The organism is Streptomyces sp. NPDC087859 (assembly GCF_044742595.1).
Taxonomy (GTDB): Bacteria; Actinomycetota; Actinomycetes; order Streptomycetales; family Streptomycetaceae; genus Streptomyces; species Streptomyces canus_F.
Genome location: NZ_JBIUUU010000007.1, coordinates 179,575 through 198,139, shown reverse-complemented (window position 1 = coordinate 198,139; position 18,565 = coordinate 179,575). Strand labels below are relative to the sequence as shown.

Sequence of the window (18,565 nt, the reverse complement as noted above, 5' to 3'; positions counted from 1 at the left end):
CCGATGCCCCAGGGCGAGGCGATCGTCGCGGTCCTGCTCCGAGCCGATCGCCTGCTGGTCGTCCGCCGCGGCCCCACCATCTCCCGCCCCGGCTACTGGCAACCCCTCAGCGGCGGCGTCGAACCGGGCGAGACCCAACGGGAGGCGCTGCTCCGCGAGGTACGCGAGGAAGTCGGCCTCACCGTCGTACCGCTCGCGAAGGTCTGGGAGTCCGAGACCGACGACGGCCGCTACCGCCTCCACTGGTGGACCGCCCGCGCCGACGAGGGCGAGGTGGTCCCCGACCCCGTGGAGGTGGCCGAGGCCCGCTGGATCACCCCGGACGAGTTCCCGGCCCTGGACCCGATCTTCGAAGGGGACCTGGAGTTCTTCGACCGGATCCTGCCGAACCTGTGACCCGCTAGTCCGTCGACCGGTCCGGCGGCGTCACGTGCGCCTGCTCATGGCGTACGACCTCACGGTCTCCGCCGAGTCCCCGAGCCGGCCCCTGACATCCCTGGGCCGCGGCGATACCGAGCGCCGCCAGCACCGTCACCACGACGAACACGAACAGCCGCTGGCGCAGCAGCCGGGGATTGGCGGGCCGGCGCCCCGTCCCCGTGGTCCTGGGGCCCGGACGACCGGTGCCGCTGCGGGACGCCGGACGGTTGCCGGAGCGCGTCGTGTTCCGCGAGGCGGGCGTGGGCCGCGCCCCGCTCCGGGACGGAGACCCGTTGCGCGACGGCGCGGGCCCGCGCGAGGACGTGCCGCGGGGCGGGGGAGTGCGCTGCGTGGGTCCCGGCGTCTGCCCCTGCGGCCGACGCTGGGCGCGCTGCTGCTCCGGATAGCTCGGCTCGGCGAGCCGTCCCGTGGGCCGGTCGCTCTCGTCGGCACGCGGCGCGGGCGGCCGGACGTCAGCGAGCCCCTGAGCCTCCCGCGAGGCGATCTCCTTGAGCCGCAGCGACAGTTGGAGCGTGCTCGGCCGCTCCTCGGGATCCTTGGCGAGACAGGCCCGCACGAGCGGAGCCAGCGCGTCGGGCACCCCGCCCAGATGCGCCTCCTCGTGCACCACGCGGTACAGCATCACCTCGGAACTGCCGTGCCCGAAGGGCGAGTCACCCATGGCCGCGTACGCCAGGGTCGCCCCCAGCGAGAACACGTCCGTGGCCGGGGTGACGGCGGCCCCGCGCACCTGCTCGGGCGCGAGGAAGCCGGGCGACCCGACGGCCGTACCCACATGCGTGAGCGTGGAGGCCCCGGTCGCCCAGGCGATTCCGAAGTCGATGATCCGCGGCCCCTTGGGGGACAGCAGGATGTTGGAAGGCTTGAGATCCCGGTGCACGACCCCCGCCTCGTGCACCGCGACGAGCCCCTCCGACAGGGCGGCCCCGATGGCGGCGACCTCGGCCGCGCCCAGCGAGCCCTCGTCGGCGACCTTGTCGTGCAGAGAAGGGCCGGGCACGTACTGCGTGGCGAACCACGGTCGTTCCGCGTCGAGATCGGCGGCCACGAGCCGTGCCGTGCACCCGCCGCGAATCCGCCGGGCCGCCGAGACCTCACGCGCGAACCGCGAACGGAACTCCTGGTCCTCCGCCAGATCGGGCCGGATCACCTTCAGGGCGACCCGTTGCCCCTTCTTGTCGGAGCCCAGATAGACGACGCCCATCCCGCCCGCGCCGAGCCGTCTGTGAAGCCTGAACGAGCCGACGACGCGCGGGTCCTCGCGCCTCAGGCGCATCATCGCCATGTTCATCCCCGCTGCCCGGTCCGTGTGACGAGCCACAGCTTACGTTTCCACGGCCGCCCGCGCGCAGAGGCCGCGCCCTCTCGTCCCGATGGATTGTCAGTGCCGGGTGGGAGAATTGAGGGGTGGTCAGGGAGCGGGAGAGCGGGGTGGGTTCGCTCTGCCGTTGATCCCAACCACCTCTCGTCGAAGGGGGATTGAACCCGTGAAGGGTGATCGAGTGGAGATAGTCGTGGACGCAGGGGACACGACGCGCACATACGAGGTGGTGGCGAGCAGGGCGGGCCGCCGGGTGGAGACAGCGGTACGCCGAGGTGTGGTGGAAGTGAGCGAAGTCACCCGCAACGGCTCCGTCGTCCGCACGGCCCGCTTCATGGCGACCCGGGTCCTGGCGCTGGTCGAGCAGCCGGTGCCCCGCGAGGACGGCTCGGAGAAAGCGGGATAGACCGGTCACCCCCTCCGGGAAGACCCGGAGACCTAGGCCCTCGTCTCCACCCAGGGGAGTACTCCCCAGGTCACGGCTCATCCTCCGGGAGGCCCGCCAATCGGTACGAGGGCATGACGTGCGGCGGGCGCCATCCGCCTAGATTTGAGGTCAAGCGGCGGGTGCAGCACTCGTCCCCCGAGGTCAGACACCCGCCGCTGCCAAAGACAACGCAAGAACGGTCAGGAGAGGGACCATGGCCCACACGGCACCGCGGACGATGATCCGCACCAAGGAGCGCACCGCGCTCCACCCCCGCCGGCAGGGCCGCCGCCACCCCTTGGTGGCGACACTCATGGCCCTTCCCCTGGCGGCCCTGCTCCTCCTCGTCTTCGACGGCTGGGAGACAGTGGCCACACAAGCGTCGTCCGTGGGCGTGATGCTGGGGCGCTGAGCGGCGACCCCAGGCCCGGAAGAGCGGTCCGGGCGGGGACATCCACCCATGAAACCCCGTGGGGACGGGGGTGCGGCGGACGGCAAAAATGCCGGCGCAGCTGGGGAGCTGCGCCGGCATTGCTGTGCCCGCACCTGTCCGAGAACGGGGCCTGCCGTCTTTCGGCCCGTCCGAAGTCCAAGGCCGAGGGCCTGCCGTCCCGAGCCCCCACCCACCCGGAGGGCTGCGCCCTGGATGCCGGTCCGTGTCTTTGAGCCCGCCCGGCGCTCGAGGACGAGCATCTGCCGTCCCGACCCCCTCCCACCCGCAGGCGGCTGCGCCGCTGGACGCCGGTCCATGTCTTTCAGCCCGTCCGGCATCTGAGGACGAGCGTCTGCCGTCCCGACCTCCCACCCATCCGCAGGCGGCTGCGCCGCTCGACGCAGGTCCGTGTCTTTCAGCCTGTCGGGCGTTCGAGGACGAGAGCCTGCCGTCCCGAGCCCCACCCCCCCGTGTCTTTCAGCCCGTCCGGCGTTTGAGGACGAGGCCCTTTCGGGGCCGATGGGGGTCTGGGGGCGGAGCCCCCGGGGGTCGGGGTCGAAGGGGCAGCGCCCCTGGAGGATGGGACGGGTAGGGGCGGCGGGGGCGAGAACAGCCCGAGCCCGGCCACAACACCCAGCACCTGACGGCCACCCCTCCCCGTACCCTCACGACCAGACAACGCACCACCGCCCAGGGAGCCCCGTGACCACCACCCCCTTGCTCTCCGAGCTCACCGCCCGAGTCAAGGCCAGGGCCCACTCCCACCCCACCCCCTGCCCCTGCGGAGCAACAGGCGTCCTGGCCGACCGCCCCGACGCCACAGTCGTCCGCCACGCCGACACCGTCGCGAAGGCCCACGCCCCGGACACACCCCCCACCGAGCTGACCTCCCGCCTCACCACGGCGACCACCCTCCCCGACGTCCTCCTCCCCCCACTCACCCCGACGCCGGTCCCCCTGCACGGCCGCCTGGTCACGTTCTGGCCCTACGGCACCCCCGTGAACCCGGACACCCCGGACAAGGCCCCCTGGGAAGAGGCGGCAACCCTCCTCGCCCACCTCCACCGCACCCCCGCCCCACCCGGCACACCCCTCATGCGCGGCCCGGCCAAGGCGGCCCAGTCCATCGCCCGCCTCCGCGCCGTACCCGCCGCCCCCGACCTCCTCGTACGCCCCGTCCTCGCCGCCTGGTCCGCCCTCCCCGCCTGGGCCCGCGCCGAGGCTCCCATGCCGGACACCGGCACCCTGTGCCACGGCGACCTCCACCTCGGCCAGCTCGTCCGCCACCCCGCCCCCGACGGCCCCTGGCGCCTCATCGACGTGGACGACCTCGGACGGGGCGTTCCCGCCTGGGACCTCGCCCGCCCGGCCGCGTGGTACGCCTGCGGCCTCCTCCACCCCGACGAGTGGGCCCGCTTCCTCGACGCCTACCGTGCGGAGGGCGGCCCGGCCGTCCCCGCGGACGGCGACCCCTGGCCCGCCCTGGACGTCCCGGCCCGCGCCCTCACCGTGCAGACCGCGGCCCGCGCCCTGGCCAAGGCCGCCGCGGCGAACCGCTCCCTGGACGAGGTCGAGCAGCTCCTCGTCGACGCCTGTGCACGAATGGGTTCCGCCCCACCCGAGTTGACCCGCACCGACGCGAAGTAGGGTGCAACCGACCGGAGCCGGACAGTGTCTGTCCTGGCGTAACGCGAAGCAGGACCAACCGGCGAGGAGTTGAGCCGACGATGCAGTGTCCGAAGTGTCACGCGCCCATGCACACGTACAACCGCAACGGTGTTCAGATCGAGCAGTGCAGCGGCTGCCGCGGGATCTTTCTCGACTACGGCGAGCTGGAGGCGCTGACCCGCCTGGAGACCCAGTGGACGCAGCCCGCTCCGCCGCCCCCGGCCGCCCCGCAGGCCTACCCGGCGGCGCCCGCGGCCCCCATGGCCCCCGCCTGGGGCGCCCCGCAGCACGGCGGTCACGGTGGCCACTACGGCCACAAGCGGCACAAGAGCTTCGGCCACATGCTGTTCTCCAGCTGACAGCCGGCAGACACGAAGAAGCCCCCGGCCGCAGGGCCGGGGGCTTCGGTGCGTGGACGATACTGGGATTGAACCAGTGACCTCTTCCGTGTCAGGGAAGCGCTCTCCCGCTGAGCTAATCGTCCAGGTCAGCCACCCCGTAAGAGGGGCTGCGTGCGCGATACTGGGATTGAACCAGTGACCTCTTCCGTGTCAGGGAAGCGCTCTCCCGCTGAGCTAATCGCGCGGGTTCGGACCTTGCCTCAGGAGCTGGAAGATCCAGTGGACGATACTGGGATTGAACCAGTGACCTCTTCCGTGTCAGGGAAGCGCTCTCCCGCTGAGCTAATCGTCCTTGGAGGTGGAGACGGGATTTGAACCCGTGTAGACGGCTTTGCAGGCCGTTGCCTCGCCTCTCGGCCACTCCACCAGGAGTGTAGGGGGTCGGGAAGATCCCCTTGCTCTTTCGAGCGAACGACGAGGTTCGAACTCGCGACCTCAACCTTGGCAAGGTTGCGCTCTACCAACTGAGCTACGTTCGCCTGTCTTTCCGATCCGCTCACGCGTCCCGGCGACGTGTTGAACTCTAGCGGATTCCGGGGCCAGCACAAAAACGCGTTTGTGCAGCGTGCTGCGCTGCACCCGCTCGCGCACCTGGTCACAGGCTCCGGAGGGACATGACCAGGTCACCCGCAGGACACCCGCCATAGACTCGACGCGTGCTCGACCTCGCCCCTCTCGCCCGCTTCGGCGGCCGCACAGCCACCGGACTCCTCGATGTCACCAGCGATCCCGCGGCCCTGGACTCCAGTGGCTTCTGGGCGGTCTGCGCCGACTTCGAGGGCCGTCTGACCTGCGCTCGCTTCCAGGACGTACGACAGGAGCAGGTGCCTGCCCCGGTGCCGGGGGCGTGGCACGGTCCGGCGGCCGACGACTGGACGTCCTCCCTGGACCGCGCCGGATACACGGCGGGCGTCCGCCGGATCCGCGAGCACATCGCGGCCGGTGAGGTCTACCAGGCCAACCTCTGCCGGGTGCTGACCGCGCCCGTCGCGCCCGACGCCGATGTGGACGCGCTGACCGCGCTGCTGGCCCGCGGCAACCCGGCACCGTACGCAGGAACGATCCGGCTGCCGGAGCACGGTGTGGAGATAGCCACCGCCTCCCCCGAGCTGTTCCTGCGCCGCGACGGCCGGATCGTCGAGTCCGGCCCGATCAAGGGCACCGGGCGCACCGAGGCGGACCTCCTGGAGAAGGACTACGCCGAGAACGTGATGATCGTGGACCTGGTCCGCAACGACATCGGACGGGTCTGCGCCACCGGCAGTGTCAGCGTCCCCGACCTGTGCGCGGTCGAGAAGCACCCGGGCCTCGTCCACCTCGTCTCGACGGTCCGCGGCGAACTGCGCGAGGGCGCCGGCTGGCCCGAACTGCTCGACGCCGCCTTCCCGCCCGGCTCCGTCACCGGCGCCCCCAAGTCCAGCGCCCTGCGGATCATCGACGCCCTGGAGACGGCGCCGCGCGGCCCGTACTGCGGAGGCATCGGCTGGGTCGACGCCGACCGGGGCACCGGCGAGCTGGCCGTCGGCATCCGCACCTTCTGGATCGACCGCGCGGAAGGCGTGCTGCGGTTCGGCACCGGCGCCGGCATCACCTGGGGCTCGGACCCCGAGGGGGAGTGGCGGGAGACCGAGCTGAAGGCGGCCCGGCTGCTCGCGGTAGCGTCGGGTACGTACGAGGTGAGTGAAGGGACCATCAGGTGAAGATCTGGCTCGACGGCGGGCTGCAGGACATCGAGTCCGCCCGTGTCTCCGTCTTCGACCACGGACTGACCGTGGGCGACGGCATCTTCGAGACGGTGAAGGCGGTGGACGGCGAGCCGTTCGCGCTCACCCGGCACCTCGACCGGCTGACCCGCTCCGCGCGTGGCCTCGGCCTGCCCGACCCCGACCTCGACGAGGTGCGCCGCGGCTGCGCGGCCGTCATCGAGGCCAACCCGATGCCGCTCGGCCGGCTCCGCATCACCTACACAGGTGGCCACGGCCCCCTCGGCTCCGACCGCGGCGACCACGGCCCGACCCTGGTCGTCGCCCTCGGCGAGACCACCCGCCGCCCCGACTCCACCTCCGTGATCACGGTCCCCTGGACCCGCAACGAACGCGGCGCCCTCACCGGACTCAAGACCACCTCGTACGCCGAGAACGTCGTGGCCCTCGCCCGGGCCCGTGAGCACGGCGCCTCCGAGGCACTGTTCGCCAACACGGTCGGGCAGCTCTGCGAGGGCACCGGGTCGAACGTCTTCGTCGTCCTCGACGGTGAGCTCCACACCCCGCCGGTCGCCTCCGGCTGCCTCGCGGGCATCACGCGCGCGCTGACGGTCGAATGGACCGGCGCCAAGGAGACCGACCTGCCGCTGGACGTCCTGGAGCGGGCCGACGAGGTCTTCCTCACCTCCACCCTGCGGGACGTACAGGCCGTCCACCGCGTCGACGACCGGGAACTGCCGGGCGCCCCGGGCCCGGTCACCGCCAAGGCCATGCGGATCTTCGACGAGCGGGCCGGGAACGACCTCGATCCGTAAAAGCCCTCGAAATTGGGCTGACGCGGCGGGGCGCGGCGGGTAGAACACCCGTGATGACCACGACCCTGCGGCCGACCGAGCCGCTCCAGCACAACGCCGACGGCACGCGTTCACGCCACTACCAGGTGTGCGTGAACAGCCGCCCCGTCGGCGCGATACACCTCGGCACGTCACCCTTCTTCGGCGACTCGACGGCCCGCGTCCACGACTTGCGGATCGAGGAGCCCGACCGGCGGCGCGGCCGGGGCACGGTGGCCGCGCTCGCCGCCGAGGAGGTCGCGCGCGGCTGGGGCTGCCGCCAGATCGAGGCCGGCGTACCGGCGGACGCCGAGGCGGGCCTGCGGCTGGTCAAGGCGCTCGGCTACGTCCTGCGCAATCGCGGCATGGTGAAGCAACTAGGCGACACCCCGCCGGAACTGCCCGCCGGCAGCCTGGCCCGTCCCATGACGGAGGCCGACTTCGCCGCCTGGCTGGCGCACGAGTCGGAGAACTATGTGCGCACCTGGATGGAACGGGGGGTGCCGGAGCCCGAGGCGCGCGCCAAGTCGCGGCGCGACCACGACAGGCTCCTGCCGCAGGGCCTCAGCACCGAGAACATGCGGTTCAGCATCCTGGAGCACGAGGGCACCCGCGTGGGCACCCTCTGGCTCGCCCTGCGCGACGGCAAGCCCTTCATCTTCGACGTCGAGGCCGACGAGGCCCACCGCGGCCGCGGACACGGCCGCACCCTGATGCTGCTGGCGGAGGCCCAGGCGCACGCCCTCGGCAAACGGACCCTGGGTCTGAACGTCTTCGCGGGCAACACCCCGGCCGAGCGGCTGTACGAGTCACTCGGCTACGAGACGACGCTGTACACCTTCTACAAGCCGCTGCTGTAGGCGTACGACGGCTCAGGCACCCGGCGCGGCGAGCAGCCGGTCCGCGATCTCCTCGATGCGCTCGCGCAGCCCCTCCTGGCTCTTGCCGCCGTCGAGGCGCTCACCGTCGATGACGTACGTCGGAGTGCCGGTCACGCCGATCGCCTTGCCCTCGGCCTGGTCGGCGTCCACGATCAGGATGTGCCGGCCGTCGATCAGCGCGGTGTCGAACTCCTCGGCGTCCAGCCCCAGTTCGCCGGCCACCTCGACCAGGAAGGGTTCTCCCTCGCGGCCCAGCTCCTCGACCCGGCCCAGCACGGCCTCGACGTAGTCCCAGGCCTTCCCCTGCTCGGCGGCCTCCTCGGCGGCCTGCGCGGCGGCGAAGGCGTGCTTGTGCTTCTCCAGCGGGAAGTGCCGCAACCGCAGCTCGAGCCGGTCGCCGTAGCGCTCGCGCAGGGCCCGGACGTCCTCCAGGGCGCTCCGGCAGTCCGGGCACTGAAGATCGCACCAGACTTCGAGCACGGGGACGACGGGACGCACGGGGGAGGAGTCGCTCATGTTCCCAGTCTCCCAGCCGCGCCCCGGACGACCCAATCGGCCCCGGATCGCCGCAGGGGACGCACACCTCGACCGGCACCTACGGAGGATCCGACCCGGAGATGTCCCTGATGTCAGGTCGGAGCATGGCCCCGCGGGGTGGGGGCGGTGCAGGATGGAAGGGACGAACTGCCCTGCCGAGCCCTGCCTGGAGGACCGGATGATTGCCGAGACCGTCTGTTCCGCCGCCGCCGCGGCCGGCCTGGGCATCGCGGCGGTGACGGCGTACCGCAAGCGCTTCCTGGCCGCCGCCCGTCTCGCCGCGTACTCCCTCGTGCCCCTCGGCCTGGTCATGACCGGTGTCGTCGACTGGGTGGCGGACACCGCGTTCAGCCCGGCGGCCTGGGCCGGCTTCGGTGTGCTCGGTGTCTCCTGGCTGCTCTTCGTGAGCACGCGCGCGGTGGAGCGCAGGCGCGGCGGGACCCGCAAGGAGCGCAAGGCGACCCGGGCCGCGCAGAGCGAGGCGATCGCCCCGGCGGCCTCGGCACCCTCGCTGGGCCAGGCCTCCCGTCCGGCGCCCCGACCCGCCGCCGCACCCCGCGCCGGTGCCGGGGACGACTTCAGTGACATCGAGGCCATCCTGAAGAAGCACGGCATATGACGGGTGCAGGCGGACTGAAACGACACAGTCGGCCCGTATCCGTCCCGGAGCCGTCCACGCCTTGAACCGTTCGTCACGGGATCCGGCGAACTGCCGTTCCGTCCTGGCGTGTTGGTCACCCGACCGGTGCCGACTGCGTCATCATCGCCCGCGAGATGCTGGACACGACACAGAGCGACGCCGCGCCGCCGCAGGACGAGCCGCGCGGGTGCCTTTTCGCCCTTTCCCAGCCACCGCTGATGATCTTTCTTGCGGTGATCGGGTGTCTACTGCTCATGGCTGCGCTGCACGATCTGCTGCTGCTCTGAGCCGTACCCGCGGTGCCCGGCGTCACCCGCCGGGTACCGCGTCCACACCCCCGGGCCGGAGCTCAGCCCGCCGCCTCCTTGCGGCGCGCCCGGTACGCGGCGACATGCAGCCGGTTCCCGCACGTACGGCTGTCGCAGTAGCGCCGCGACCGGTTGCGGGAGAGGTCGACGAAGGCGTGCCGGCAGTCGGGGGCCTCGCAGCGCCGCAGCCGCTCCTGCTCCCCGGCGACCACGAAGAAGGCCAGCGCCATGCCGCAGTCCGCCGCCAGGTGGTCGGCGATGGACGCACCGGGCGCGAAGTAGTGCACATGCCAGTCGTAGCCGTCGTGGTCGGTGAGCCGGGGCGTGGTGCCCGCCGCGGCCACCAGGTCGTTGATCAGCCCGGCCGCGGCCCTGGGGTCCGAGACGGAGAAGATCGAGGCGAACCGGCCGCGGATCTTGCGCACCGCGGAGAGATCGAACTCCGAGAGCACCCCGACATCGCTGATCTCGTGCTTTTGTACGAAATCCTCGAGAGCCGCGACGTCCGGCAGCGCGTCCGGGGTCGTGGTGTCCTCCGGTGCGGTGTTCACCAGATCCACCACGGCATCGAGGGCGCACCGGGTGTCGTGGGTGATCAGCACGTTTCGCTCCCTGGACTGGGGGTCGGGCGGGCGCCCGCCGATGCTGGCCGATGGTAGTGGCTCCACGAGCGCCCGTACCGGCCCCGGACCTCGCGAACCGGTGGTAACGCCGCACACGCACCGGCGCCGCCCCGCGAGAATCCGCGGTGACGGCGCCGGTGTGCGTACCCATATGCGGTTGTCTTGGCCCGAGCCGTCACCCCGAGTCGACGGCGCCGGGCGGCTTGGTGGGACCTCTCGCCCTAGCTCTCCGCCAGGATGTGCGAGAGCTCCTGATCGAGGTCGAAGTGCCGGTGTTCCGTGCCAGGGGGCACGGCGGCGTCTGTTCGCTTCAGGAACGACTCCAGGGCCCGGGCCGGGGCCTCGAGCAGTGCTTCGCCCTCAGGGGAGCTCAGGGCGATGCACACGACGCCCTGACCATGACTGCGCGACGGCCAGACACGGACGTCGCCGGTTCCGGTGGGCCGATGGAGGCCCTCCGCGAGAAGGTCGCGGGCGAACACCCACTCGACGGTCTCCTCGGCTCCGGTGTGGAAGGTGGCGTGCACGGCGTAGGGGTCGGCCGTGTCGTACCGCAGGCCTGCGGGGACAGGCAGGGAGGACTCGCTCGACACAACGAGGCGCAGGTGCAGCTCGCAGCTGACCGTGGTGTTCATAAGCGCCAGGGCCTTTCGCTCAGTGTGCGCTCGGGGATTCGCACGTCGGCGAAATCGACATGCCACCTACGGTGCCGTTGTAAACCCCTCTGAGTGTTTTGCGTGCCTTTACGTAACTCTTCCGGCCGAGACCCCGTTCGCGAGGTACGACCATTTCGGTGACCGGTTTCCCTCGGGTAAAGTTTGGCCGTATGAATACGGGGAGTGACGAGCGGGCCGAGGTGGCCGTGACAGCGGACGAGTCGAAGACGAGCGGGGCGCAGAGCGAGCAAGGGCTCGGCTCGAAAGCGCCGGAATTCATCAAGGCGCGCCGCGTGCTGCACCTGAGCTGGCAGGTCGGGATCTTCATCATCGGCCTGGCCGTCGTGGTCCTGGGCATCATCATGCTTCCGCTGCCGGGGCCCGGCTGGGTCGTGATCTTCGGCGGCATGGCGATCTGGGCGACCGAGTTCGTCTGGGCCCAGCTGGTGCTGCGCTGGACCAAGCGCAAGGTGACCGAGGCGGCCCAGAAGGCGCTCGACCCCAAGGTGCGCCGGCGCAACATCATCCTGACGTCGATCGGCCTGGTGATCGTGGCCGCGATCGGCGCGGTCTACCTCTACAAGTTCGGCTTCGAGATGCCCTGGAACATCAAGAACCAGTGATCGGCGGCCCCGCGGGGGGTGCGGAAGCACCCCCTGACATGGGGTAATGTTCTTCCTGCGTCCGGGCGATTAGCTCAGTGGGAGAGCGCTTCGTTCACACCGAAGAGGTCACTGGTTCGAACCCAGTATCGCCCACCCGGACCGTCGGCCCGTCTGCTCAGTGCAGACGGGCCGACGTCGTTCCGGGCCCTCCGCGTTGCCGACGAGTTTCGGCCGGGCAACGTCCGGGTGCGACAGGCCAGTTCGTGTTCGATCCATCGAATGCTCGCGTCCCACCTGCGACTTCGCTTCCCTGGCGGGATCACTCGGCTCCGATGTGCCGTCAACTCGCCCGGCGGCCCCGCAAGAAAATCCTGTCCGAATCATTGACGCATTCCTGGGCCCCTCGTAGCTTGTGCCAGCAAGCGCTTACTTGAAACGATTCATGCAGGCGGCAATGACGCTGCGGGGAGGGGGCCCAACCATGGGAACCAGCAAGAATGTTGAGAGGCGTACGATCCTGAAGGTGGCCGGGGCCTCGGCCGCCACCATCGGGCTGGGAGCGACGACGGCGTGCGGCGGTGACAGCGGTTCCGGAGACGGGACGGTGACACTCCGTTACGCATGGTGGGGTGGCGAGCCGCGCACCATCGCGATGAAGAAGGCGATCGCGGTCTTCGAGAAGAAGAACCCGAAGATCAAGATCAAGCCTGAATTCACCGACTACGCCGCGTTCTGGGAGAAGTTCCAGACGCAGGCCTCCGGAGGGAATCCGCCGGACGTATTCCAGAATGCTGTCGGCTTCCTGCGCAAGTACGACAAGCGCGGCATTCTTCTGGACCTCAAGGCGCAGGCGGACGCCGGGAATCTGAGCCTGGAGAACTTCCGCAACGGTGTTCTGGCGAACGGTCAGGTCGACACCAAGCAGCTCGGCGTCCCCGTCGGCGCCAACACCATGGCGCTCGTCATCGACCTCAAGGCCTTCAAGAAGGCCGGTGTCGAGGCGAAGATGGGCTGGACCTGGGACGAGTACTTCGACGCTCTCCAGACGATCCAGGACAAGCTGAAGATCGCCGGTGACACGGGCTACTTCGGCATCATGTACCTCTACGACCTGTATCTGCGTCAGAACGGCAAGGCGTTCTTCACCGACTCCGATCTCGGCTTCACCGAGGACGATCTGACGCAGTGGTGGTCGGACGGCTACAAGCGCGTGAAGTCCGGACTCGTCACCGACCCCAAGAAGATCGAGCAGGTCCAGCCCAAGTCCGGTCTTTCGGCAGGGCTCGCCGCGTCCGAGTTCACCTGGGACAACTTCTCCATCCGCTACGAGGGTGAGGGCGAGTCGGACTACGGGCTCGCGCCGATCCCCACCACGGACGGCAAGCAGACCGGCCAGTACCTCGGTTCGCTGATGCTCAGCGCCTTCTCCGGGACCAAGCACCCCAAGGAAGCCGCCCAGTTCATCTCCTTCATGGTCCACGACCCCGAGGTCGGCAAGATCATGGGCTACGACCGCGGCATCCTCTCCACGACCGAGCAGTACGACGCGTTCCAGCCCGCTGACGCCCAGAACAAGGGCGTCAAGGCGTACGAGGAAGAGGTCGCCAAGGCCGGTGTCCTCGGGAAGATCACCCCGCACCCGTCCGGCGCGGATGTCATCGAGGCGGCGTTCCTGCGCATCGGCGGCGAGGTCTCCCAGGGCAAGACCAAGCCGGCCGACGCCGCCAAGGCGCTGTTCAGCGAGGCCAAGGCCGCGTTCGCGGGCTGAGGGGACGTACCACCATGACGCTCGTCAAGGAAGCGCCCGCGCGCCCGGCGAAGAAGCGGTCCGCCGCTCCTGCCGCCGGGCGGCGCGGGCGGCGCCGCGAGAACCTCGTCGGCTATCTCTTCATGTCGCCGTGGATCGCGGGATTCCTGGTGCTCACGGCGGGGCCGATGATCGCGTCGCTGTACTACGCGTTCACCCGCTACAACCTCTTCACTCCACCGGAGTGGGTGGGCTTCGACAACTTCACGACCATGTTCCAGGACCCGCGCTGGCAGAAGTCGGTCGAGGTCACGCTGAAGTACGTCGTCGTGGCCACCCCGCTGAAGCTGCTGCTCGCGCTCGGTGTCGCGCTGCTGCTCGCGCAGAAGCGGCGCGGGCAGGGGCTGTACCGGGCCGCCTTCTACATGCCCTCCCTCATCGGCGCCAGCGTCTCCGTCGGCTTCGTGTGGCGGGCGCTGTTCTCGGACGACGCGATCGTGGACCGTACGCAGAAGGTCTTCGGGATGGACGTGGGTGGCTGGATCGGCAACCCGGACTACGTCATCTACGCGCTGGTGGCCCTGAGCATCTGGCAGTTCGGTGCGCCGATGGTCATCTTCCTGGCCGGTCTCAAGCAGGTTCCGCAGGAGCTGTACGAGGCCGCCGAGATGGACGGGGCCGGACCCCTGCGGCGGTTCTGGAACATCACGCTGCCGATGATCTCCCCGGTGCTGTTCTTCAACGTGCTGCTGGAGTCCATCCACGCGTTCCAGGTGTTCGGGTCCGCCTATGTGGTCTCCAACACCCAGTGCGGGCCGGCCGACGCCACCCTCGTCTACACCTGTTACCTCTACCAGAAGGGCTTCAAGGAGGCCCAGATGGGCTTCGCCTCCGCGATGGCCTGGACGCTGGTGGTCGCGGTGGCGCTGGTCACGGCGGTCCTGTTCTGGTCGCAGAAGAAGTGGGTGCACTACGAGGAGGCCGCCAAGTGACCAGTGTCAGCACCCCTGTGGTGCGCACCGCCGACGAGCGCAAGCGCACCGGATCGATCGCCTGGCACGTGGGCTCGCTCGCCGTCCTCGCGGTCGTCCTGTACCCGGTGATCTGGGTGCTCGGTGCCTCGTTCAAGCCGAGCAAGGACATCATCGCCAGCATCGACCTGCTGCCCGTCAAGCCGGTCTGGGAGAACTTCTCCGGGCTCGCCGACGGTATCTCCGGCATCTCCATCAGCACGTTCTTCACGAACTCGCTGATGTACGCGGGCCTCGCCGTGGCCGGTGTCGTGCTGTCCAGCTCGCTGACCGCGTACGCCTTCGCCAAGATCCGGTTCGCCGGACGGAACCTGCTGTTCACGCTGATGATCGGCACACTCCTGCTGCCGTATCACGTGCTGCTCATCCCGCAGTACGTGATGTTCCGCAAGCTCGAGCTCACCGACACCCTGGTGCCGCTCGTCGCGGGCAAGTTCCTGGCCACGGAGGCGTTCTTCGTCTTCCTGATGGTGCAGTTCATGCGCGGCCTCCCCAAGGAACTGGACGAGGCCGCCAAGCTCGACGGCTGCGGGCATCTGCGGACCTACTGGTCCATCGTGCTGCCGCTGTGCCGCCCGGCCCTCATCACCAGCGCGATCTTCACCTTCATCAACGCGTGGAACGACTTCATGGGGCCGTTGATCTACCTCAACACCCCCGACAAGTACACCGTCTCGCTCGGCCTGATGATGTTCCGCGATCAGGAGGGCATCTCCAACTACGGCAGCATGATCGCGATGTCGCTGGTGGCGCTGGTGCCGGTCATCGCCTTCTTCATGGCCTTCCAGCGGTATCTCATCGACGGTATGGCGACGTCCGGACTGAAGTGAGCGGAAAGGGCTGAGGCGGTCACCATGGCGGAAGCACGAGTGAAGGCCCGCTCCCGGCGCAGGGAGTCCATGTTCGGCGAGCGGTTCGCGGTCTTCGCCGAGGCGCTGCTCACCGGGGTGTGGATCGCCGTGGCCTGTCTCGGGGTCGTCACCTATCCCGCGGCGTTCGCCGCCGGCGCACGGCATCTGCGGCGTCGTACGACGCACGAGGCCGGTGGCTGGCGGGAGTTCGTCGTGGACTTCCGTACGGCCCTGCGCGGCGGGTGGGTCGTCGGGCTCGCCGGGTGGGCGGTGGCCGCCGCGGTCTGGGTGGACGTGCTGGCCGCGCGGGCCGGCCTGCCCGGCGGGCCGCTCGTCGGGGCCGTCGGCATCTTCGCGCTGATCGGGCTCACCGTGGCCCTGCTGCGCGCGTCGGCGCACTGGACGCCCGGTGACGCCTGGCGGCTGCTGCTCGCGGACGCCGTACGGCGCACCGTGCTCGATCCCGCCGGGTCCTTCCTGATCGTCTGCGGGCTGGGCGTCGTGGCCCTGTCCGCCATGTTCATCGCACCGCTGGCGGTCCCGGTCCTCGGGGCCGTCGCGGCGGCGGCCGTCGCCGTCGAGGAGCGCTACCGGCGCCGCTGACGGGCGGCGCCCTCGCATCAGGCAGACGCCCCGGGCGTCGCGCCTCTCTCTGTCATGCCCCTGACCACCTGCACGGAAAAGCTTCCCGCACGGAAGGAAAGGCAGGACCCCTATGTCTCCCATCCCCCGCAGGTCCATCCTCAAGGCGGCCGCCGTGGCCGGCGCCGCCGCACAGTTCAGCTGGGCCCTAGGAGCCAAGGACGCGCAGGCCGCGCCGAGAGCCGCGGAGGCCGACGACGGTCCCGTGACCCTGGACTGGCTGGAGGACGGCGGGCTGGGTGCCGCACCCGGCTCCACCCTCGGCGTGCCCTGGCCCAAGGGCACCTACCAGGAGGACCAGACCTTCGCGCTGACGGACGCGGACGGCAAGTCCGTACCCGTGCAGTCCTGGCCGATCGCCTACTGGCCGGACGGATCGCTCAAGTGGACCGCCCACGCCGTGAGTTCGGGCGACGGCAAGCTCACCCTCGCCGCCGGTGACGCCGCCGTACCGGACAAGCAGGTCACCGTCGACAAGAGCGGCGGCACCATCACCGTCTCCACCGGTGTCATCACCGCGAAGATCGGCAAGTCCGGTGCCACGCTCATCAAGTCGGTCACCCGTGGCTCGACCGAGATCGCCAAGAACGGCAAGCTCGTCCTGATCCGCCAGCCCGAGATCGAGGACGAGGACCAGGGCGCGGTCAAGACCGAGCGCTTCGACGGCGCCATCTCCGAGGTCACCGTCGAGCAGGACGGCCCGGTCCGCGCGGTCGTCCGCATCGACGGCAAGCACCGCAAGGGCAGCCGGAGCTGGCTGCCGTTCTCCATCCGGCTGTACTTCTACGCGGGCGCCGACTCCTTCCGCATGGTGCACACCATCACCTTCGACGGCACCCAGGAGCCGGGCAAGGCCGGCGGCGACTTCATCCGCGGCATCGGCGTCCGCTTCACCGTGCCGATGCGCGACCAGTCCTACGACCGTCACATCCGCATCGGCGGTGACGGCACCGGTCTGCTGCGCGAGGCCGTCAAGGGCATCACCGGTCTGCGCCGGGACCCGGGCGCGGCCGTGCAGGCGGCGCAGTACGCGGGCGAGAAGCTGCCCGACCCGGCCACCTGGGACCAGCGGGTCACCACCCGCCTCCAGTACATCCCCGAGTGGGGCGACTACACCCTCTCCCAGCTCTCCGCCGACGGCTTCACCCTGCGCAAGCGCACCAAGAAGGGCCACGGCTGGATCGGCGCCGGCGGCGGCAAGCGGGCGTCCGGCTTCGGCTACGTCGGTGGCGCGAGCGGCGGACTCTCCTTCGGCCTGCGGGACTTCTGGGAGAAGTTCCCCGCCCAGCTCGACATCCGCGACGCCCAGACCGACGAGGCCGAGGTCACCCTCTGGCTCTGGTCGCCCGAGGCACAGCCGATGGACCTGCGCTTCTACCACGACGGCATGGGCCAGGACACCTTCGCCGAGCAGCTCGAGGGCCTCAACATCACCTACGAGGACTACGAGCCCGAGTTCGGCACGCCGTACGGCATCGCGCGTACGTCGGAGCTGTTGTTCTGGGCCAACGAGACGACCCCGGCCCCGGCGAAACTCGCCGAACAGGTCGAGGCCGTACGGGTGCTGCCGCAGCTCGCCGCGCCGCCCAAGCAGCTCATCAAGGCCAAGGTCTTCGGCCCGGGCCTGTACTCCGAGCCCGACCGCTCCACGCCCGCCAAGGCGAAGATCGAGGACCACCTCGACTTCCTCTTCACCTACTACAAGGATCAGGTGGAGCAGCGCCGTTGGTACGGCTTCTGGGACTACGGCGACATCATGCACACCTACGACACGGTGCGGCACCAGTGGCGGTACGACGTCGGCGGCTACGCCTGGGACAACTCCGAGCTGTCGCCGGACCTCTGGCTCTGGTTCGCGTACCTCCGCTCGGGCCGCGCGGACATCTTCCGCTTCGCCGAGGCGATGACCCGCCACACCGGTGAGGTCGACGTCTACCACCTGGGCAAGTGGGCCGGGCTCGGCACCCGGCACGGCGTGCAGCACTACGCCGACAGCGCCAAGCAGCAGCGCATCGCCAACACGACGTACCGCCGCTACTACTACTTCCTCACCGCGGACGAGCGCGTCGGCGACCTCATGCACGCCAACGTCGACTCCGACGAGACCTTCCTCGTCCTCGACCCGATCCGCAAGATCCGCACCGAGCCGTACACCCCCGACCGGCACGCGCTGTCGATCGGCTTCGGCACGGACTGGAGCGGGCTCGTGTCGGCGTGGCTGACCGAGTGGGAGCGCAAGGGGCCGAAGTGGGAGAAGGCCAAGGCGCGCGTGCTGTCGACCATGGAGACGATCGGCGCCCAGCCGAACGGGTTCGTGCAGGGCACCGGGCTGTACGACCTCGACACCGGCAAGTTCGCGGTCGCCTCGGCACCGGTGGTCGGGGTCTCGCACCTCTCCGCGGTCTTCGGACTCAACGAGCTGTGCGCCGAGCTCATCGACCTCGTCGACATCCCGAAGTTCAACGAGGCGTACTACGACTACTGCCGCTACTTCAACGCCACCAAGGCCGAGCAGGCGGCGCGGTACGGGTCCAACTTCGGCTCGCTGCTGCTGTTCCAGGGGCACTCGCGGCTCGACGCGTACGCGGCTGTGCAGACCGGGGACGAGAAGCTCGCCAAGCGGGCGTGGGACAAGTTCTACAACTCCGACGGGTACAAGGAGTCGGCGCCCTGGAAGACGGAGAAGCTGAGCGGGCCGGTGGCGTTGGTGCCGGGGAGTGAGGCGGCTTGGGTGTCCACGAACGACACCGCGTTGTACGGGCTCGCGGCCATTGAGAATCTGGCGCTGCTCGGGGACAAGATGCCTTCGTAGCGGTC

Annotated in this window: 20 protein-coding genes and 6 tRNA genes; 17 read left to right on the top strand and 9 right to left on the bottom strand. The window is 70.0% G+C overall.

What is annotated here, in order from left to right:
• Positions 1-3 precede the first annotated feature (3 nt).
• Positions 4-396 (top strand): NUDIX domain-containing protein, encoded by a 393-nt coding sequence (locus tag ACIOHP_RS18630; RefSeq protein WP_361553061.1) that lies wholly within the window; start codon positions 4-6, stop codon positions 394-396.
• Positions 397-400: 4 nt separating this feature from the next.
• Here ACIOHP_RS18630 and ACIOHP_RS18625 read toward each other — a convergent pair whose 3' ends face one another.
• A complete protein-coding gene (locus ACIOHP_RS18625; RefSeq protein WP_401889169.1) occupies positions 401-1,732 on the bottom strand; it encodes a protein kinase in 1,332 nt (443 codons plus the stop codon).
• 196 nt (positions 1,733-1,928) lie between these two features.
• On the opposite strand from ACIOHP_RS18625, the gene ACIOHP_RS18620 reads away from it, so the two are divergent.
• From ACIOHP_RS18620 to ACIOHP_RS18605, 4 genes are all read left to right on the top strand, one after another.
• The gene (locus ACIOHP_RS18620; protein WP_266894923.1) at positions 1,929-2,168 is read left to right on the top strand and encodes a hypothetical protein; all 240 of its coding nucleotides are present in this window, start codon (positions 1,929-1,931) and stop codon (positions 2,166-2,168) included.
• Positions 2,169-2,403: 235 nt separating this feature from the next.
• Positions 2,404-2,601, top strand: coding sequence for a hypothetical protein (locus ACIOHP_RS18615; protein ID WP_046261531.1), 198 nt, complete (start codon positions 2,404-2,406; stop codon positions 2,599-2,601).
• Positions 2,602-3,324: 723 nt separating this feature from the next.
• Positions 3,325-4,269: a phosphotransferase family protein gene (locus tag ACIOHP_RS18610; RefSeq protein ID WP_401888672.1), complete on the top strand. Its 945-nt coding sequence runs from the start codon at positions 3,325-3,327 to the stop codon at positions 4,267-4,269.
• Positions 4,270-4,349: 80 nt separating this feature from the next.
• Positions 4,350-4,649 carry a zf-TFIIB domain-containing protein gene (locus tag ACIOHP_RS18605; RefSeq protein WP_266894929.1) on the top strand — a complete coding sequence of 100 codons (300 nt, stop codon included), beginning with the start codon at positions 4,350-4,352 and terminating at the stop codon, positions 4,647-4,649.
• Positions 4,650-4,702: 53 nt separating this feature from the next.
• Here the strand turns inward: ACIOHP_RS18605 and ACIOHP_RS18600 are convergent.
• From ACIOHP_RS18600 to ACIOHP_RS18580, 5 genes are all read right to left on the bottom strand, one after another.
• A tRNA-Val gene (locus tag ACIOHP_RS18600) sits at positions 4,703-4,774 on the bottom strand.
• 29 nt (positions 4,775-4,803) lie between these two features.
• Positions 4,804-4,875: transfer RNA gene (locus tag ACIOHP_RS18595), tRNA-Val, on the bottom strand.
• 36 nt (positions 4,876-4,911) lie between these two features.
• A tRNA-Val gene (locus ACIOHP_RS18590) sits at positions 4,912-4,983 on the bottom strand.
• Between the two features lies 1 nt (position 4,984).
• A tRNA-Cys gene (locus ACIOHP_RS18585) sits at positions 4,985-5,058 on the bottom strand.
• A 39-nt stretch (positions 5,059-5,097) separates the two neighbouring features.
• Positions 5,098-5,170 (bottom strand) — tRNA-Gly (locus tag ACIOHP_RS18580).
• Between the two features lie 177 nt (positions 5,171-5,347).
• Here ACIOHP_RS18580 and ACIOHP_RS18575 point away from each other — a divergent pair.
• From ACIOHP_RS18575 to ACIOHP_RS18565, 3 genes are read left to right on the top strand one after another with little or no spacing between them, the layout of a single operon-like run.
• Entirely contained in the window at positions 5,348-6,391 is a 1,044-nt protein-coding gene (locus tag ACIOHP_RS18575; protein ID WP_401888670.1) for a chorismate-binding protein, read from the top strand.
• Positions 6,388-7,209: an aminotransferase class IV gene (locus ACIOHP_RS18570; protein WP_401888667.1), complete on the top strand. Its 822-nt coding sequence runs from the start codon at positions 6,388-6,390 to the stop codon at positions 7,207-7,209. Before ACIOHP_RS18575 ends, ACIOHP_RS18570 begins: the two co-directional genes overlap by 4 nt.
• Before the next feature lie 53 nt (positions 7,210-7,262).
• Positions 7,263-8,087 carry a GNAT family N-acetyltransferase gene (locus ACIOHP_RS18565; protein ID WP_401888664.1) on the top strand — a complete coding sequence of 275 codons (825 nt, stop codon included), beginning with the start codon at positions 7,263-7,265 and terminating at the stop codon, positions 8,085-8,087.
• Positions 8,088-8,099: 12 nt separating this feature from the next.
• On the opposite strand, the gene ACIOHP_RS18560 is transcribed toward ACIOHP_RS18565, so the two are convergent.
• Positions 8,100-8,624 carry a DsbA family protein gene (locus ACIOHP_RS18560; RefSeq protein WP_401888662.1) on the bottom strand — a complete coding sequence of 175 codons (525 nt, stop codon included), beginning with the start codon at positions 8,622-8,624 and terminating at the stop codon, positions 8,100-8,102.
• A 199-nt stretch (positions 8,625-8,823) separates the two neighbouring features.
• Here ACIOHP_RS18560 and ACIOHP_RS18555 point away from each other — a divergent pair, with 199 nt between their 5' ends.
• Both ACIOHP_RS18555 and ACIOHP_RS18550 read left to right on the top strand, forming a co-directional pair.
• The gene (locus ACIOHP_RS18555; protein ID WP_401888659.1) at positions 8,824-9,264 is read left to right on the top strand and encodes a hypothetical protein; all 441 of its coding nucleotides are present in this window, start codon (positions 8,824-8,826) and stop codon (positions 9,262-9,264) included.
• A gap of 155 nt (positions 9,265-9,419) precedes the next feature.
• Positions 9,420-9,572, top strand: a complete 153-nt coding sequence (locus ACIOHP_RS18550; RefSeq protein ID WP_020138043.1) for a hypothetical protein — start codon at positions 9,420-9,422, stop codon at positions 9,570-9,572.
• A 62-nt stretch (positions 9,573-9,634) separates the two neighbouring features.
• Here the strand turns inward: ACIOHP_RS18550 and ACIOHP_RS18545 are convergent, their stop codons facing one another.
• A complete protein-coding gene (locus ACIOHP_RS18545) occupies positions 9,635-10,195 on the bottom strand; it encodes a CGNR zinc finger domain-containing protein (protein ID WP_401888656.1) in 561 nt (186 codons plus the stop codon).
• A gap of 242 nt (positions 10,196-10,437) precedes the next feature.
• Positions 10,438-10,851 (bottom strand): SsgA family sporulation/cell division regulator, encoded by a 414-nt coding sequence (locus ACIOHP_RS18540; RefSeq protein ID WP_004002642.1) that lies wholly within the window; start codon positions 10,849-10,851, stop codon positions 10,438-10,440.
• 191 nt (positions 10,852-11,042) lie between these two features.
• Between ACIOHP_RS18540 and ACIOHP_RS18535 the strand changes: the two genes are divergently transcribed.
• The 7 genes from ACIOHP_RS18535 to ACIOHP_RS18505 all read left to right on the top strand — a co-directional run bounded on the left by ACIOHP_RS18535 (position 11,043) and on the right by ACIOHP_RS18505 (position 18,560).
• Positions 11,043-11,495 carry a TIGR02611 family protein gene (locus tag ACIOHP_RS18535; protein ID WP_401888653.1) on the top strand — a complete coding sequence of 151 codons (453 nt, stop codon included), beginning with the start codon at positions 11,043-11,045 and terminating at the stop codon, positions 11,493-11,495.
• A gap of 63 nt (positions 11,496-11,558) precedes the next feature.
• Positions 11,559-11,630, top strand: a tRNA-Val gene (locus ACIOHP_RS18530).
• 328 nt (positions 11,631-11,958) lie between these two features.
• On the top strand, positions 11,959-13,245 hold the full coding sequence (locus ACIOHP_RS18525) for an ABC transporter substrate-binding protein (protein WP_401888650.1): 1,287 nt from the start codon (positions 11,959-11,961) through the stop codon (positions 13,243-13,245).
• A gap of 14 nt (positions 13,246-13,259) precedes the next feature.
• Positions 13,260-14,216, top strand: coding sequence for a sugar ABC transporter permease (locus tag ACIOHP_RS18520; RefSeq protein ID WP_361487200.1), 957 nt, complete (start codon positions 13,260-13,262; stop codon positions 14,214-14,216).
• Positions 14,213-15,085 (top strand): carbohydrate ABC transporter permease, encoded by an 873-nt coding sequence (locus tag ACIOHP_RS18515; protein ID WP_307033199.1) that lies wholly within the window; start codon positions 14,213-14,215, stop codon positions 15,083-15,085. Before ACIOHP_RS18520 ends, ACIOHP_RS18515 begins: the two co-directional genes overlap by 4 nt.
• Positions 15,086-15,109: 24 nt before the next feature.
• Positions 15,110-15,709, top strand: coding sequence for a hypothetical protein (locus ACIOHP_RS18510; RefSeq protein WP_361487205.1), 600 nt, complete (start codon positions 15,110-15,112; stop codon positions 15,707-15,709).
• A 112-nt stretch (positions 15,710-15,821) separates the two neighbouring features.
• Positions 15,822-18,560, top strand: a complete 2,739-nt coding sequence (locus tag ACIOHP_RS18505; RefSeq protein WP_401888645.1) for a Tat pathway signal sequence domain protein — start codon at positions 15,822-15,824, stop codon at positions 18,558-18,560.
• Positions 18,561-18,565: the final 5 nt, after the last annotated feature.

Bases quoted from the DNA above. Each gene is read 5' to 3' on its own strand.
- ACIOHP_RS18630 (WP_361553061.1), top strand. From the start codon at position 4: ATGCCCCAGGGCGAGGCGATCGTCGCGGTCCTGCTCCGAGCCGATCGC.
- ACIOHP_RS18625 (WP_401889169.1), bottom strand. From the start codon at position 1,732: ATGAACATGGCGATGATGCGCCTGAGGCGCGAGGACCCGCGCGTCGTC.
- ACIOHP_RS18615 (WP_046261531.1), top strand. From the start codon at position 2,404: ATGGCCCACACGGCACCGCGGACGATGATCCGCACCAAGGAGCGCACC.
- ACIOHP_RS18605 (WP_266894929.1), top strand. From the start codon at position 4,350: ATGCAGTGTCCGAAGTGTCACGCGCCCATGCACACGTACAACCGCAAC.
- ACIOHP_RS18565 (WP_401888664.1), top strand. From the start codon at position 7,263: ATGACCACGACCCTGCGGCCGACCGAGCCGCTCCAGCACAACGCCGAC.
- ACIOHP_RS18560 (WP_401888662.1), bottom strand. From the start codon at position 8,624: ATGAGCGACTCCTCCCCCGTGCGTCCCGTCGTCCCCGTGCTCGAAGTC.
- ACIOHP_RS18555 (WP_401888659.1), top strand. From the start codon at position 8,824: ATGATTGCCGAGACCGTCTGTTCCGCCGCCGCCGCGGCCGGCCTGGGC.
- ACIOHP_RS18550 (WP_020138043.1), top strand. From the start codon at position 9,420: ATGCTGGACACGACACAGAGCGACGCCGCGCCGCCGCAGGACGAGCCG.
- ACIOHP_RS18540 (WP_004002642.1), bottom strand. From the start codon at position 10,851: ATGAACACCACGGTCAGCTGCGAGCTGCACCTGCGCCTCGTTGTGTCG.
- ACIOHP_RS18535 (WP_401888653.1), top strand. From the start codon at position 11,043: ATGAATACGGGGAGTGACGAGCGGGCCGAGGTGGCCGTGACAGCGGAC.
- ACIOHP_RS18525 (WP_401888650.1), top strand. From the start codon at position 11,959: ATGGGAACCAGCAAGAATGTTGAGAGGCGTACGATCCTGAAGGTGGCC.
- ACIOHP_RS18520 (WP_361487200.1), top strand. From the start codon at position 13,260: ATGACGCTCGTCAAGGAAGCGCCCGCGCGCCCGGCGAAGAAGCGGTCC.
- ACIOHP_RS18510 (WP_361487205.1), top strand. From the start codon at position 15,110: ATGGCGGAAGCACGAGTGAAGGCCCGCTCCCGGCGCAGGGAGTCCATG.
- ACIOHP_RS18505 (WP_401888645.1), top strand. From the start codon at position 15,822: ATGTCTCCCATCCCCCGCAGGTCCATCCTCAAGGCGGCCGCCGTGGCC.